Origin of the sequence: Limnospira platensis NIES-39 (genome assembly GCF_026000695.1) — a bacterium.
Classification (GTDB): domain Bacteria; phylum Cyanobacteriota; class Cyanobacteriia; order Cyanobacteriales; family Microcoleaceae; genus Limnospira; species Limnospira platensis.
In genome coordinates this window covers 5,077,125-5,092,424 of the sequence record NZ_AP026945.1, presented here as the reverse complement: position 1 = coordinate 5,092,424, position 15,300 = coordinate 5,077,125, and the positions used below count along the sequence as shown (strand labels likewise).

11 protein-coding genes are annotated in these 15,300 nt (G+C 46.8%); 1 reads left to right on the top strand and 10 read right to left on the bottom strand.

Features of this window, described 5'->3' with window-relative positions:
* Window positions 1-158: 158 nt before the first annotated feature.
* The 5 genes from N39L_RS25050 to N39L_RS25030 all read right to left on the bottom strand — a co-directional run bounded on the left by N39L_RS25050 (window position 159) and on the right by N39L_RS25030 (window position 4,482).
* Window positions 159-620, bottom strand: a complete 462-nt coding sequence (locus tag N39L_RS25050; RefSeq protein WP_006616954.1) for a tRNA (cytidine(34)-2'-O)-methyltransferase — start codon at window positions 618-620, stop codon at window positions 159-161.
* A 158-nt stretch (window positions 621-778) separates the two neighbouring features.
* The gene (gene gshA, locus N39L_RS25045; RefSeq protein ID WP_006616955.1) at window positions 779-1,930 is read right to left on the bottom strand and encodes a glutamate--cysteine ligase; all 1,152 of its coding nucleotides are present in this window, start codon (window positions 1,928-1,930) and stop codon (window positions 779-781) included.
* Window positions 1,931-1,989: 59 nt separating this feature from the next.
* Window positions 1,990-2,808, bottom strand: a complete 819-nt coding sequence (locus N39L_RS25040) for a hypothetical protein (RefSeq protein ID WP_006616956.1) — start codon at window positions 2,806-2,808, stop codon at window positions 1,990-1,992.
* Window positions 2,809-2,968: 160 nt separating this feature from the next.
* Window positions 2,969-3,538, bottom strand: a complete 570-nt coding sequence (locus N39L_RS25035) for a DUF4126 domain-containing protein (RefSeq protein WP_014276707.1) — start codon at window positions 3,536-3,538, stop codon at window positions 2,969-2,971.
* Between the two features lie 26 nt (window positions 3,539-3,564).
* Entirely contained in the window at window positions 3,565-4,482 is a 918-nt protein-coding gene (locus tag N39L_RS25030) for a histone deacetylase family protein (protein WP_014276706.1), read from the bottom strand.
* Window positions 4,483-4,545: 63 nt separating this feature from the next.
* Between N39L_RS25030 and N39L_RS25025 the strand changes: the two genes are divergently transcribed.
* Window positions 4,546-5,055, top strand: a complete 510-nt coding sequence (locus N39L_RS25025; RefSeq protein WP_006616959.1) for a hypothetical protein — start codon at window positions 4,546-4,548, stop codon at window positions 5,053-5,055.
* An 86-nt stretch (window positions 5,056-5,141) separates the two neighbouring features.
* Here the strand turns inward: N39L_RS25025 and N39L_RS25020 are convergent, their stop codons facing one another.
* The 5 genes from N39L_RS25020 to N39L_RS25000 all read right to left on the bottom strand — a co-directional run bounded on the left by N39L_RS25020 (window position 5,142) and on the right by N39L_RS25000 (window position 13,730).
* The gene (locus N39L_RS25020; RefSeq protein ID WP_014276705.1) at window positions 5,142-5,612 is read right to left on the bottom strand and encodes a hypothetical protein; all 471 of its coding nucleotides are present in this window, start codon (window positions 5,610-5,612) and stop codon (window positions 5,142-5,144) included.
* Window positions 5,613-5,633: 21 nt separating this feature from the next.
* Window positions 5,634-6,107, bottom strand: coding sequence for an MEKHLA domain-containing protein (locus N39L_RS25015; RefSeq protein ID WP_006616388.1), 474 nt, complete (start codon window positions 6,105-6,107; stop codon window positions 5,634-5,636).
* A 29-nt stretch (window positions 6,108-6,136) separates the two neighbouring features.
* Window positions 6,137-9,544: a Swt1 family HEPN domain-containing protein gene (locus N39L_RS25010; RefSeq protein WP_006616387.1), complete on the bottom strand. Its 3,408-nt coding sequence runs from the start codon at window positions 9,542-9,544 to the stop codon at window positions 6,137-6,139.
* A 41-nt stretch (window positions 9,545-9,585) separates the two neighbouring features.
* Window positions 9,586-10,632 carry a hypothetical protein gene (locus N39L_RS25005; RefSeq protein WP_014276703.1) on the bottom strand — a complete coding sequence of 349 codons (1,047 nt, stop codon included), beginning with the start codon at window positions 10,630-10,632 and terminating at the stop codon, window positions 9,586-9,588.
* 203 nt (window positions 10,633-10,835) lie between these two features.
* On the bottom strand, window positions 10,836-13,730 hold the full coding sequence (locus tag N39L_RS25000) for a DUF1156 domain-containing protein (protein WP_014276701.1): 2,895 nt from the start codon (window positions 13,728-13,730) through the stop codon (window positions 10,836-10,838).
* Between the last annotated feature and the right edge of the window lie 1,570 nt (window positions 13,731-15,300).

Sequence of the window (15,300 nt, the reverse complement as noted above, 5' to 3'; positions counted from 1 at the left end):
ATAATATACTCAAGTACCCAACAACTTTATATATCAATCCTTACGCCGACTTTACCCTCTCACCCAGACATCCTTTGATTTATCACAAAAATCTATCGGAAGACATGGATCTACTCCTCCAGTAGGATATAATCAAAACTTATGTTTGGGGGCAGAGATTAAGCCAGCAAACCTAGTTGTCGGCGGGCTTCAAACAATCCTACAGCGGCACTAACGGAGAGGTTCAGGCTGCGGACATTGGGTTGAGACATGGGGATGTAGACGGTAGCTTGACAGAGGGCTAGAACTTCTGGAGGGAGCCCTTCTGTCTCGCTACCAAACAGCAGCCAATCATTTTCCTGAAATGGAAAGGACACATAATTCTGTTTTCCACGGGCGCTAAATCCGACCCAGCGGCCCCCTAATGGTTGGTGAAAGGCTCGGAAATCCTCTATATGGGTATGGTATTTCAGCGGTACATAGGGCCAGTAGTCTAGTCCGGCCCGTTTCAGATAGCGATCGCTAATTTCAAATCCCAGGGGACCCACCAGATGCAATGGTGTTTGGGTAGCCGCGCAGGTGCGGGCAATATTCCCTGTATTTTGGGGGATTTGAGGATTAACTAGAACGAGTTGGGGCATAGTCGATCGCATGAAATAGCCAGGAATTTAGCTGCCAGAAGTCAATACTATATCATTCCCAACTTCTGAGGGGAAAGCCACATTTCCATAGCTTTTTTTTATATTTCCTCCCCGGCTGGGGACATAAGATATATTAATAGGTCTTTTGCATTAACCCACTAGGTAACCAGTAATTGACATAATTTATCTTCAAGTTCCTGTTCCTGTTCATAAGCATCAGCGATCGCCTTTTTGATAATACTGCGGGTATCCATGCCACTTTCATACTGTTTAAGCCACTGTCCGGCGCTGTTTCCCTCCCGCAGAATCTTTTTGAGGGGAGACAGAAAACAGCTAAAACCGCGCTGTTTAGCCAGTGGCCACACTTCTGCATAGAGATTTTCGATCCAATCGCGGGCTAAAATACTACTGCCATCTTTCCAGTGTCTCAGGTTAGCGTCGAGACTCCGGTGGGCGACTGCTTCCTCATTAGCATCTGCGATCGCCACTAATTCCTGATTGCGGGTGTTGGCTGGTAGGCTACTCAATTCCAGGGGGTCTAGGTTGGGAGTCTCCATCAGTTGCCATAACCTCGCCTCTAGGAGGGCTGTAGTCGCCAGCAAGGCTATGGGATTCACTATTAGGTCACAAATCCTTAATTCCAGGCGATTGAGGCTGTAGGGGCGACGGACACCGTTAGGACGCACCGAACACCACAGGTGTCGCACATTTCTCATAGATCCAGCTTCGAGTTGTTCATTAGTCCACTGGATATAATGAGAATGACTTTCAAACAGGGGAACGTGGCGGGGAGTTTTGGGGAACAAATGCCACCTATGGGAGTGATAGCCCGTGGGTTTACCGTCCAAAAACGGAGAGGAAGCGCTGAGGGCTAGGTACAATGGCGCTTCTACTCGCACTAGGCGCACCGCACGCATTAGCACTTCGGGATCATCAATACCGATGTTAATATGGATGCTGGCGGTAACTACATCAGTTCCGTAGGTTTCCTGAATGTAGGCATGATAGGGGTTGTTGGGGTCAGAACGGTAAAAGCGCCGACTGTCGCCCAGAGACAGGGTGCTACCTGGTATAATGGTGTAGTTGCCAAGTTGGTGCAGGTATTGTCGCAATTGTTGCCGAGGTTTTACTAAAGCGCAAAGGGAGCGATCGTAACTGCAAATTGGGGCGGTTATATACTCCACATTACGAGTATCTGGTTCTCGGACAAACCCATCAAGATTTTTGACTATCTTATCGGAAAAACCTACTATATCCCCTTGGGGTGTACCCGTGTACATTTCCACTTCAAAGCCTTTGGGTAGTAACACTTTTGTGCCTCACTTAATTTAGATTAACGTAAACTAGGATAGAGTCTAGGGAGTGAGTGTTAACTAGATTCTAGCATTGATTCGGAGTTCCAAGGAAAAATACTTTCCGATTCGGAAAAGTTAAAAATATAGTCATAATCAAATTCGAGGGCATGGATATGTCTAGTTACCGAAAAGCCACAGTCAACAATTTGGTCAGTGGTAAAAGTGGCCATGATTAAAGCCATCAGTTTGGCATGACTTACCTCCGGTGCTTTCACAAAATAATCCCGTTTGGCAAAAAAGACTTTTTCATCTTTAGGCACAACCAGGCGATTAAGGCGGTGAGCATATTGGATAGGTTTAATATATTTTTTGATGAATTCATCCTGGTTTTTTTGCAATCTCGCTAGTCTTTCGTGTTGTTGCCAACTCATTTTGAACATAATTTTAATCAATTCAAAGCCGACAATATAATTAAAAACGTTCTCTTTTTCTTTGGTGCTGACTACTAATTTTAAAGCTGATTCCAAGTAGATATCTGGCTGACATCTAGCATCTTGGGCGGAGTGTATATAGAACTGACGGATATATTTTCTGAGGACGACTTCCGTTAAGGGTGTAGTGACTTTAAACCAGTTAAAGTATCTTTGAATGCGATTAATTGAGTCGATATCTTCCAGTAATTTAGACACTAAGCCATCGGCGGTATAATCATCTAAAAATTGTGCTTGCTTTTCGGGTTGGGAAGCACAGAAGATATAACATAAAGATAGTAAATAGCGTCGCTGTTCCCAAGGCAAACTTTCCGCCCATTCTTGGGCTTTGGGAGGTAGTTTATCAAATAAAATGTTATTTTTGAGAGGGGCTAAAATGTCAGCGTTTGATTCTAGTTTCATAGTAGTTGTGTCCCACTGTCGGTTTTTTGATATTAGCTGACAGCAATTCTAAGCCACTGCATCACTGGAGACATTGTTACCATTTTAACAGGGGCGATCGCCATTTACAAACCATCCGCAACTGGGGCAACTTTGGGGGGGGGAAATCCTATATCGAAACTTATGATCGCTGCCAATTACGTCTCAAAATTTTCTGGACTGCCAACACCAGTACGATCGCCACTGTTATCGCCCCCAATATAGGCAGAGAAATCGCCAATACTGATAAGATCATAGCGCAGAGCAACTCCATTGTGGATACCAATGGATTAGCCAAGCCTCCGGTTGCCATAGTAGAGGCCACACGGGTAATACCCATTAACATCTCAATAATTCCGGCTGATCCAGCCCCCAAAATTATAGAGACTGTCCACATCCACCGAGGTTCCATCTCTGGTAAAAATGCAGCTACAATCAAAGTAGCCACCACCATAGCGATCGGTGCTTCCAGGATATCTAAAGCGTGATCTACTCCGGGCATAAAATAGACGATCGCCTCTACAGCTAACAGAGTAGCCACCGCTATTAACCCCGTCTCGGTCCCCAAAATCTCTAAGTCAGGGGGTAGGTCAAAATCGCCGTATATAGCCGCTGTGCTTAAAATTACCGGGGGTACAAATATTCTAAACCCGCAGGCCGCACCTAAACCAACCCCGCAAAAAATCCCTAACAGATAATTTATCATCATCATATTTTCAGTTTATTACTATGATCCAATTACAGGCGATACTGGCGATAAACGTCCGTAGCCGCGCGGTGTAGCAGGGAATGGCGGTAAACCAAGCCATGCATATCTTCACAGTAACCACCGCCAATAATTCCCGCCACCGGATATCCCATTCCCACACAGGTGGACAAAACTTGCATTTCCCGCCGCCATAACCCAGAGTCAGTTAGGGCTAATTTTCCTAAGCGATCGCCAATATGGGGATCTACCCCTGCATCATAGATCACTAGATCCGGGCGAAATTCCGTAAGTAAGTCCGGTAAATGACTGGCTAGAATTTGCAAATATTCTTCATCTTCCATACCCACAGCTAGGGGGATATCGCGATCGCTTGTTTGTTTTTTAGCCGGAAAGTTGGCTTGACAGTGCATTGAAAAGGTAAACACATGGGGGTTATCTTGGAAAATTACCGCCGTTGCGTCCCCCTGGTGTACATCAAGATCCACAATCAGGATTTTTTTGGCTAGTCCTAATTTTTGCATGACACAGGCAGCGATCGCCATATCATTAAATATACAGAAACCAGATCCATAGTTAGGGAAGGCGTGGTGAGTCCCTCCGGCGGTGTTGCAGGCGAGACCGTGAGATAATGCCAATTTAGCGGTTAATATCGCCCCTCCCACCGCGATACAAGTCCGTTGGGCTAATGCCGGACTCCAGGGGAGACCTATGCGACGTTGGGCTTTTGGGTCTAATGTACCCTCACAATAACCCTTTACATAGTCCCGGTGGTGGACTAATTCGATCCACTCAGTGGGTGGCAGTTTGGGTAGGTGAAGTTGCGATCGCCTAATTACCCCTTCTTCTAGCAACATATCACAAAGTAACCCAAATTTCGGCATCGGAAAACGGTGTCCTGGTGGCAAGGGCGCTACATAGTCAGGATGAAAAACAATCGGCAAATTCATCAATCAGTGCATATCCAGGTTGTACAATCTAACTAATATTAAATTCAACTAGAGACAATTAACATGGATACCACAATTATTTGGGAGTCCGGCAGCAGCAACCCTGATAATGCCAATAACCTGGAAGTTATCCGAGAATGGTGGGCTAACCTCAAGAATATTAAAATCGACTGGCAACAGCGACTTATGGCAGAGGATACCGACCCCAGTCAGTTAAACTGGGAACCCCAAAAGTTTGACGAAAATTTTGTTATTTGTAACCCCGAAATTAGGGGAATCACCATTTTTTGGAGTAAACCAAACAGCGCAGACCAACGTAGTATCACCCCCCGAAAATTATTCCTTGACATTGACCACCAACAGCTTTATATTTTCTCTCAATCTCAACAGCAACTGGTGCTTAAAGTTAGTATTCCTGAACTGAAATATGACACTGTAAACCTAGAAAATCCTCATATTGCTGTTGGCAATAATGGCTTAATGATACTATTTAGAGACCAGGCACAATTATTGGATGTTAAAGTAATTCTGACCCCCGAAAAATTACAGCAACTCAAGCAAAAATTAATTTAATAATTGACAATTATTAATTGTAGGGGCGGGTTCCGCCGTCAATTTGGCATCCCCACCAGGATATAAATAAACCCGCCCCACCGCCGTCAATTTGGCATCCCCACCAGGATATAAATAAACCCACCCCACCGGATAATTGACAATTGACAATTATTAATTGTAGGGGCGGGTTCCGCCGTCAATTTTCCATCCCCACCAGGATATAAATAAACCCGCCCCACCGCCGTCAATTTTCCATCCCCACCAGGATATAAATAAACCCGCCCCACCGCCGTCAATTTGGCATCCCCACCAGGATATAAATAAACCCGCCCCGCCGCCGTCAATTTGGCATCCGCACCAGGATATAAATAAACCCGCCCCACCGCCGTCAATTTGGCATCCCCACCAGGATATAAATAAACCCGCCCCACCGCCGTCAATTTGGCATCCGCACCAGGATATAAATAAACCCGCCCCACCGCCGTCAATTTGGCATCCGCACCAGGATATAAATAAACCCGCCCCACCGCCGTCAATTTTCCATCCCCACCAGGATATAAATAAACCCGCCCCACCGGATAATTGAAAATTGATAATTAATCAAGATATTGCCAAGTTTTATAGGTAGCGGCTTGACCACAATAATTATTGTGGTTGTCTAAGACATTCCACACTGTCAAATTAGAGATAGCAAAACGCCTACCTGTCTTTGATATTCTGACTCCTGTGCCGTTTTCTATGTAGCCATTTTCTGCCACAGTTTTTAATAACTTTAACCTGTCTTCTCGGACGATCGCCTCTGCTGAATATCGAGAAGGCATTTGGGTTAACTCCTCCCAGGTGACTTCCCATAATTCCATCGCCTTTTGATTACCATAATTAAAAATTGGGTCGGGTTGTGTATCGTGACATAATACCGGAAAAGGCAGTTCAAATAGTGCCTTTGATATCTGTTCCGGAGTGCCCTGGGTATTGATTAATTGTTTACCTGTCCAATATTCAAAACTCCTAATCATTAATTGATTGTTTAAAATCACACTTTCCTGTTGCCATATAGGGTGATTATTCATAGGGTTTAATGCTGATATATTATTAACAGTTAGTCAGTTTCTAAGCCTTGTTGCTGGAATTTCAACGTTTGGCAATTTTCCATAATTGTCCGGGCTACATTGTCCGGGATACCTTCGGGAATTTCTGCCTGAATTTCCAGGGTGATTTTCACCTTCGTATTTTTCAGAGAGATTAAATGTTGAATCACCTCATCGCTAATTATTCCCACGTCTCTGTTGAGTCGTAAAGCATCAATTTCTACCACCCCATAAAAGCGTCTGTGCGACGGTTTATCGGCTAGGGAAGCCCCATAATTTGCTGCGGTTATAGTCTCCCCGACTATGATATGTGCCTGGCTTTCCTGACCCGGTGAGGCGGTGGAATATTGCCCCAAAGAATTGGGGCTGGGCTGCTGCATAAGTTGTAACTGTTTTTGAGCCACATCCGGCTTGACAATTAGACTATTTTGAGCTATTGTAGGATTGATGGATTCTCCGGCTTTCAGTTCCTGATAGGTTTCGGTTTCCGGGTCGAAGCCTTGGGCATAGGCGAACCACTGACTCCAAACGGTGGAGTATACGCCGGACGCGATCGCCTCTAGTAAAACGTTTTCATCCTTGAGGCGGGGGAGATAGATATATTTAGTTAGATACTCCCATAGGTCCTGTAGGCTGATGTGGTTTTTCTTAGTCCAGATGAACGTTTCGAGAAATTCCAAACAGAGATTTTCCGCCGCGTAGGTATCCGATAGATAGGCTTCATGGACTGCTTTTTGGCTGGCGCTAAGTGCTAGGGAAGGTTCAGGGCTACGGAGGCGGGTAGCTTTCCAGACGATCGCCTCTTGGGGGTCTGGTTGTTCAGGGACTAATAACCATTGATAGGTTTGGGAAATCTGGTTTTCAACATCTTGATCAGAGTCCTGGAGTCTGTTGTGGGCTTGTTTAGCCTGAGAAGGATCTAAATTCAACTCCTCCTTTTCCGCAATAATTGATTCCCAGGCGAGATATTTAGCCGTGTTGTCTGCGAGGCATTCTAACTGCCTTTTATCGGCTGCCAAAAACAAGAGAGTATTTTGATAATGGCGGCGACTACTGCCCCTGTAGTTTAACACATCATCAACCCATTGGTGAGCCGGACTATCTAAATTTAAGCCTTGGTCGTGGGGGTTTTGTGGGTGGACTATCACCAGACGCACGCCCGAACTGTTATCATCAGGAATATCCGAGCTAGAATTGGGGGCGACATGAACCCCAGAGAACAGACCTCGATCGCCAATTTTTTTGAGTCGTTTAACAATTTCCTCCCAAACCTTATGACGATCGCTTTCAGTGAGAAATTGATCAGCCTTTTCCTGGGCAGTGCGATTAAGATTAGGTTGAGTAGAAATCCAGTAGCGGTTATTATCAACATAGAGATACGTCGCGCGATCGCTCAGTCGTCGGAGTGCGTCCCCAAAAGTCGCCGCCGTCTCCCCAGGTTGCACACAACCCAGCTTAATTCTACGGTCTTCTAAGCCACGGTTAGCAGCTTTCAGCGTTGGTGCTGACCCCATGTAGATCGTGCGGGTAACGCGCCGACAAGCCGAATAGCGGCCGAAATTATGGTTTTCACCATCAATAGTTAGGGGTAAAGAATTAGGTCCATCGACATCTTTATCAATAATCGGAATCCAGTTATCATCTAGGTAGCGGGTAAGTTCCGACTGCACCTGAGAGTCATCCATCGGCACATTTCCCGGCATAATCAACAGATTAGCATCATTGCGTTCCCAGAGGGTATGAATCACCTTAGCCATGAGACGCAAAACCCCACGGGTGCGCTGAAACTTATCCAAACTCGACCAGTCCGAATAGAGGCGATCGAACAATTCCGGGTGAATAGGATAAGCCTCTCGCATTCGGCGTTTATAGTCAGCCTCTTTAGTCTCCGTGGGAAACTCCTGGCTATTTCCCCGATACATATCACAAAACGTATTAATCACCGCATCTCGTTGAGCGAATAGAAGCGGATCTGTAGTAAGCTGGAATAAGCGCCGCCGGACAATTTCAAAACTTTCCTCAGCACTAGCCGGTCGCCAAGGGGACTCTACCCTACCGATCGCATTTCTGAGTCTGTCCGTCGCTTCGTATCCCCTCTCGCCGCCTTTTTCAATATCCGATGCTGGAATACTCACCACCAGCAGCGTATCCTTAGCGTTTTTAGCCGACTCGCTCAAAGTTTGGGCAAAAGTAAACTGAGTGTCGAAACTCCCCCCCACCAAATCAGGCGTATCATGGAGTTGTCTAGCATAGGCGACCCATTCATCAATCAGAATTAAACAGGGCGAGAAGCGGTTAAACAGTTGTTTAAGTATATCACCGGGATTAGTCGCCGTTTCGTCAGCCTCCCGCAACATTTGATAACCTTCTTGTCCTCCCAATTGCCAAGCCAACTCTCCCCAGAGAGTTTTAATCACCGGGGGACGCTTTCCGTTACCTTTTCCATAGGGTTTAATGCCACTGGGGGGTAGTTTATTCCCCACCACAACCGCAATATTCACATTTTGGGGAGGCTTAGACAAACTCACCTGTTGAAAAATCTCTTCCATCCCTGGTAAGTTATGAATATCGATCGCCTGGCAAAGGTGATAGAGGGCTAACATGGCGTGAGTTTTGCCGCCGCCGAAGTTAGTTTGTAATTCAATTACCGGGTCTCCCCCTTGACCAGTTAACCGCAGCAGCGCATTACTGAGAAGCTGTTTTAAGCCTTCGGTTAGGTAAGTGCGGCGATAAAATTCTGTCGGGTCTCTATATTCATCGGACCCCTCATCAAGGTATACTTGCCATAGGTCTGCCGCGAATTCTGCTTGCTGGAAATTCCCGGAAGCCACGTCAGGATGAGGCGTAACAATTTCTCGCCAAGGTTTCAGTCCGGCTTGAGGTTTTCCTTCCGTGGGTGTAACGGTGGCTTTACGTTTTTCGCGACGGGCTTCCGCTTCAAAACGCGATCGCATCAATTCGTTTTTTTCTTTTTCTGCCTGGCTGGCTTCTGGGGAGGAAATAGCCGTTAATAGGCGGGCGACATTATCGAGGGCGCGGTAAGCGTCATCAGTGGAAAAGGTGGCTTGGTGCGCCCATTTGTTGCGGATATCGCGCAATTCGCTGACAATGCTGCGTTCACTTCTTCCTAGGGTTTGGCGAAATGCATCATTCCAATGTTCCCACATAATTATCAGCAGGGCGGATACATCTTCTTTGAGGACTGCATCTACAGATTTTCGGCTAACATAATTATCCGGGAGGGAGGCGCTGGCGGGCGTTAACCAGCGATCGCCATATTTAGATATCATTTCCCTTTCCACAAAAGGATACAATCCATCTCGGAGTATCCCCAGGGCGCGACTAACTCTCTCGTAATTGGTGATAGCCATAATCAGGTAGGATGCGTCATATAGATTAATTGTATGCCCAAACCGCACATTTTGTTCACCTGTTCAAAATAACCCACTTTTCCCACAATTTACCCCCTGTTAACGTAGGGTGCGTCAGAGGGATAACCTACTGGGTTAACGGCAAATTTTATTAATCTGACGCACCACCTACAATTATTAATTATAGGGTTTCGGTGGATTGGTGAGGTAATTTTCAAAGCCCCTCTCCCCTGTTGGGAGAGGGGTTTGGGGTGAGGGCTATACCTTATGAATATCAGAAACGCTATATTAATTATCCCGTGGGGTGAGGTAATTTTCAAAGCCCCTCTCCCCTGTTGGGAGAGGGGTTTGGGGTGAGGGCTATACCTTATGAATATCAGAAACGCTATATCAATTATCCCGTGGGGTGAGGTAATTTTCAAAGCCCCTCTCCCCTGTTGGGAGAGGGGTTTGGGGTGAGGGCTATACCTTATGAATATCAGAAACGCTATATCAATTATCCCGTGGGGTGAGGTAATTTTCAAAGCCCCTCTCCCCTGTTGGGAGAGGGGTTTGGGGTGAGGGCTATACCTTATGAATATCAGAAACGCTATATCAATTATCCGGTGGGGTGAGGTAATTTTCAAAGCCCCTCTCCCCTGTTGGGAGAGGGGTTTGGGGTGAGGGCTATACCTTATGAATATCAGAAACGCTATATCAATTATCCCGTGGGGTGAGGTAATTTTCAAAGCCCCTCTCCCCTGTTGGGAGAGGGGTTTGGGGTGAGGGCTATACCTTATGAATATCAGAAACGCTATATCAATTATCCCGTGGGGTGAGGTAATTTTCAAAGCCCCTCTCCCCTGTTGGGAGAGGGGTTTGGGGTGAGGGCTATACCTTATGAATATCAGAAACGCTATATCAATTATCCCGTGGGGTGAGGTAATTTTCAAAGCCCCTCTCCCCTGTTGGGAGAGGGGTTTGGGGTGAGGGCTATACCTTATGAATATCAGAAACGCTATATCAATTATCCCGTGGGGTGAGGTAATTTTCAAAGCCCCTCTCCCCTGTTGGGAGAGGGGTTTGGGGTGAGGGCTATACCTTATGAATATCAGAAACGCTATATCAATTATCCCGTGGGGTGAGGTAATTTTCAAAGCCCCTCTCCCCTGTTGGGAGAGGGGTTTGGGGTGAGGGCTATATCAATTATCCCGTGGGGTGGGGCACTTTTCAAAGCCCCTCTCCCCTTGGGAGAGGGGTTTGGGGTGAGGGCTATATTAATTATCCCGTGGGGTCGGGCGGGTTTATTTATATCCCGGTGGGGTCCGAGAGTTGACAGCAGAACCCGCCCCTACTATTATTAATTATTGAACAATTGTCCTTGTGTGGGCTTGGCTGCATACTCACTAGATAAACGGGTGATTTCCGGCCAGGATACTACTAGACTATTATAGGCGATCGCCTCCGATGACCAACCTTTGCGATCGCATAGGTTATACAGACGGTAGGCTAGGTCCCTGACTATTTCTACCTCCGTTTCCTGTTGTTTCAGCTTCGACAGCAATTCCGCCGCCCCCATTTCTCCCTTTTCTAGGAGTCGCTGAATTAGGTTTTGCGCCAGTCTCCAGTGGGGAAGACGCGCCTCTTTCGTCGGAGTCCAGTCCTGGGGAAATTCCTCCCTTTTCAGCAACCGGACTTTACCGGCTTTCGCCGTTAAAATTCCCCCGGTTTCTAAGCCTTCTATGCTGATGTTTTTCGCCTTGGAAAGGGTTTCCGCTTCCCCATATGGTGCGGGGTTATATTGGTATTGTTGAAACCATGTTAACGCCCAACGGGTATCGCTATCAAATTCCCCTTCTTGGTCGCTCAGGTATTCGTCCAGGAGTTGATTAATTAATTGCAGGGCGCTACGGACTGTTAACTGGCTGCCATCGCTTTCTAAAACGGCGCTATATTTACTATATACGGCCATACCTGGTCCTATACTGGCTTGGGCTAGGTCAACGGGGGCGATATTTCCCTGTTGCAATGTCTTTAGGGCTTGGGGAAGGTCTCTTTTGATTTCCTTGAGGAATTGGCGGCGCGTGGTTTTCGGCGCATTCTCCCCACGCGGACGACACACTAACAATATAGAAGAAGCTAGGGCGTTTGTACCTTGTCCTACCATGCGGTTACTCAATTCGGTTCGCATTGGCCAGGTTCCACCAATGCTAAAGTTAGCCCGCATTAACCCTTCTAACATGGTTTCCCAACCCGTAGAAGCCACGTTATCTTTATCGTCGGTTTCGGCTTGTTTAAAAGCATAATAAACGGTTAGCGGATAGTTAGCATCAGCTATGCTATTCATGCGCCCAAATGCTTTTTGTAATCCGGTTTCACAAAATGCCTTGGCGTTTTCCTTGCTACCTCCAAAGCGGTAGGGTGTTGCTACCAATTCTTGAGATTTTGGCACTAACAGGGTGCTGCAAATATCAGGAAAAATTGACCCTAATGAACGTCGCAGCCACACATAGAAGAAATCAGATAAATCCGCGTAGCCAATATTATCATAATAGGGCGGGTCGGTTGAGATGATTTTGGGGATGTCGTCGTTTTTATGGCTGACTTGAGCATCCTGTTGAAATACATGGGCTGCAACATTGACATTATCATGATTTTCAATAACTTTTATAACCCAATCAATCGCACCATTAAAATTACCTGTTGAATCACTCATAGGATTAGCTTCTGCAAAATCCCAAATCATAGGAATTGCTTGCCTTCCAAAGGTATTACGAATAGTATCTCGTCCTGAATGCCAGCTACAAATATTAGACCAATAATCAGCCGATTTATCCAAAGCAAAGGCTAAATAAATTGCGATCGCTTCACTATAAGCCCTAGCGCCATTGCCGCCATCATTCAAGGCAATATTATCATCGGATAACCCTACAGCCAGGGCATTTTGAAACGCCTTATCTTTCGCTTCCCCGACCAAATCACTAAAAGTAGTTAAAGCCACCAATTGACGGGAGGTGAATAAATCAGCGTGTGTTTTTAATCCATATAAAGGAACATTTACAGCCGCTTTTCCAAGTAAATTAGTGTCCGGCTGCCATTTGGGTTGAGCGGAAAAAGCAATATTTTCCTGTTGTTTGGTGGGTGGTAAATAAATCCTGCCATTCTTTCCTTCTGCCACAATAGCCATTAATTGAGCCCCCATGCGCTTCTCACGACCTTCTGAGCGCACATAATCCAACTTTACAGAATCTCCACAAGCCAGACAAACCGCCCCCTTGCGGCTAACCGTCCCCTCCCGTGGTTTTCCCTCCTCCGTCTTCACCACAAAATCAACTTGGGGGGGGCTAGTTTCCCGGTTAATGGCATACTCAACCCAAGCCTCCTTTCCCTTCTTCGTGGAAAGGTTAAAACTTCGCACCAAAGGCATTTGACAACCACAAGCCGGGTTAGGACAAGTCACCGTCCGCGTCCATAACCAAGCAATAACCGTAGCTTTTTCCCCATTTCCCAACTCCACCGGCGGATATAAATCCCCAATCCGGTTAAAAGCCGCTTCTCGCATCCAAGTTCCATAATATCGCACATCCGCCGCCAACCCCTGCGCGCCGTGCCAAGACTCCAACCTAGTCCGTTTTCTATCATCCCCATTCACCGGCGGTAAATTCGCAAACTTAGGGGGAATTTCAATCAACCCCTTGTTAATCAATACCGCCACCGGGTTCAAATCACTAGCATGGGCTTCCAACCCCAACCGTTGCGCCTCCAAGGGAATAGACCCCCCTCCCGCAAAAGGGTCATAGGCGGGCGGCGCATACTGGGCGATATAGTCTCGGACAGCTTCCGCCGTCGTGGGGGGTTTCTCACCCCGTCCCCAAGCCAAACAGCGGGCTATCTCCCTTTGCGCCGCTTGAATAACCTGGGGGTCTTTGATATCATCCCAAGACACCAAACCCCGCACCACCTGTTTTTGTTTCCCCTTGTTATCGGTATCGACCACAATTCGGGCTAAGATATCAAAAAGGCGTTGTCTTTCCTCCGTTTGTGCTTCCGGGGTGGGGAATTTTTCCGGCCAACTACTGGGGTCATCCACCAAAGAAGCCCAAAGCACCGCCCGACAAGCCGCCAAAGGTCGTCGCGCCCACCACAAATGTAGGGTCGAAGGGTGTCCGTGGCGAATAGACTTCTCCCGCGCCGACTCCATATTAATGGCTTCGAGGGGTAGGGCGACTTCGATGAGTTTCTTACGGTAGGTCATGGCAACCTGTGTTTAACTAATCCCCCAAAATATCATAATTTGGGTCAACCAAGGCACACATCTATTTATCCGGTGGGGTCCGGTGGGAGAATTGACAGCCACAGAGGGCGGTTTATTTATATCCCGGTCGGGTCCGAGTTAACGTAGGGTGCGTCAGAGGGATAACCTACCGGGTTAACGGCAAATTTTATTAATCTGACGCACCACCTACAATCATCAATCATCAATTATCCCGTGGAGTGGGGCGGGTTTATTTATATCCCGGTCGGGTCCGAGTTAACGTAGGGTGCGTCAGAGGGATAACCTACCGGGTTAACGGCAAATTTTATTAATCTGACGCACCACCTACAATCATCAATCATCAATTATCCCGTGGAGTGGGGCGGGTTTATTTATATCCCGGTCGAGTCCGAGTTAACGTAGGGTGCGTCAGAGGGATAACCTACCGGGTTAACGGCAAATTTTATTAATCTGACGCACCACCTACAATCATCAATCATCAATTATCCCGTGGAGTGGGGCGGGTTTATTTATATCCCGGTCGGGTCCGAGTTAACGTAGGGTGCGTCAGAGGGATAACCTACCGGGTTAACGGCAAATTTTATTAATCTGACGCACCACCTACAATCATCAATCATCAATCATCAATTATCCCGTGGAGTGGGGCGGGTTTATTTATATCCCGGTCGGGTCCAAGTTAACGTAGGGTGCGTCAGAGGGATAACCTACCGGGTTAACGGCAAATTTTATTAATCTGACGCACCACCTACAATCATCAATCATCAATTATCCCGTGGAGTGGGGCGGGTTTATTTATATCCCGGTCGAGTCCGAGTTAACGTAGGGTGCGTCAGAGGGATAACCTACCGGGTTAACGGCAAATTTTATTAATCTGACGCACCACCTACAATCATCAATCATCAAGGGTCAATTATCCGGTGGAGTGGGGCGGGTTTATTTATATCCCGGTCGGGTCCAAGTTAACGTAGGGTGCGTCAGAGGGATAACCTACCGGGTTAACGGCAAATTTTATTAATCTGACGCACCACCTACAATCATCAATCATCAATCATCAATTATCCCGTGGAGTGGGGCGGGTTTATTTATATCCCGGTCGGGTCCAAGTTAACGTAGGGTGCGTCAGAGGGATAACCTACCGGGTTAACGGCAAATTTTATTAATCTGACGCACCACCTACAATCATCAATCATCAATCATCAATTATCCCGTGGAGTGGGGCGGGTTTATTTATATCCCGGTCGGGTCCGAGTTAACGTAGGGTGCGTCAGAGGGATAACCTACCGGGTTAACGGCAAATTTTATTAATCTGACGCACCACCTACAATCATCAATCATCAAGGGTCAATTATCCCGTGGAGTGGGGCGGGTTTATTTATATCCCGGTCGGGTCCGAGTTAACGTAGGGTGCGTCAGAGGGATAACCTACCGGGTTAACGGCAAATTTTATTAATCTGACGCACCACCTACAATCATCAATCATCAATTATCCCGTGGAGTGGGGCGGGTTTATTTATATCCCGGTCGGGTCCAAGTTAACGTAGGGTGCGTC

What these genes read in the sequence shown, in the direction of transcription:
- N39L_RS25000 (WP_014276701.1), bottom strand. Translation starts at nt 13,730, where the DNA reads ATGACCTACCGTAAGAAACTCATCGAAGTCGCCCTACCCCTCGAAGCC.
- N39L_RS25015 (WP_006616388.1), bottom strand. Translation starts at nt 6,107, where the DNA reads ATGAATAATCACCCTATATGGCAACAGGAAAGTGTGATTTTAAACAAT.
- N39L_RS25025 (WP_006616959.1), top strand. Translation starts at nt 4,546, where the DNA reads ATGGATACCACAATTATTTGGGAGTCCGGCAGCAGCAACCCTGATAAT.
- N39L_RS25035 (WP_014276707.1), bottom strand. Translation starts at nt 3,538, where the DNA reads ATGATGATGATAAATTATCTGTTAGGGATTTTTTGCGGGGTTGGTTTA.
- N39L_RS25030 (WP_014276706.1), bottom strand. Translation starts at nt 4,482, where the DNA reads ATGAATTTGCCGATTGTTTTTCATCCTGACTATGTAGCGCCCTTGCCA.
- N39L_RS25040 (WP_006616956.1), bottom strand. Translation starts at nt 2,808, where the DNA reads ATGAAACTAGAATCAAACGCTGACATTTTAGCCCCTCTCAAAAATAAC.
- N39L_RS25050 (WP_006616954.1), bottom strand. Translation starts at nt 620, where the DNA reads ATGCCCCAACTCGTTCTAGTTAATCCTCAAATCCCCCAAAATACAGGG.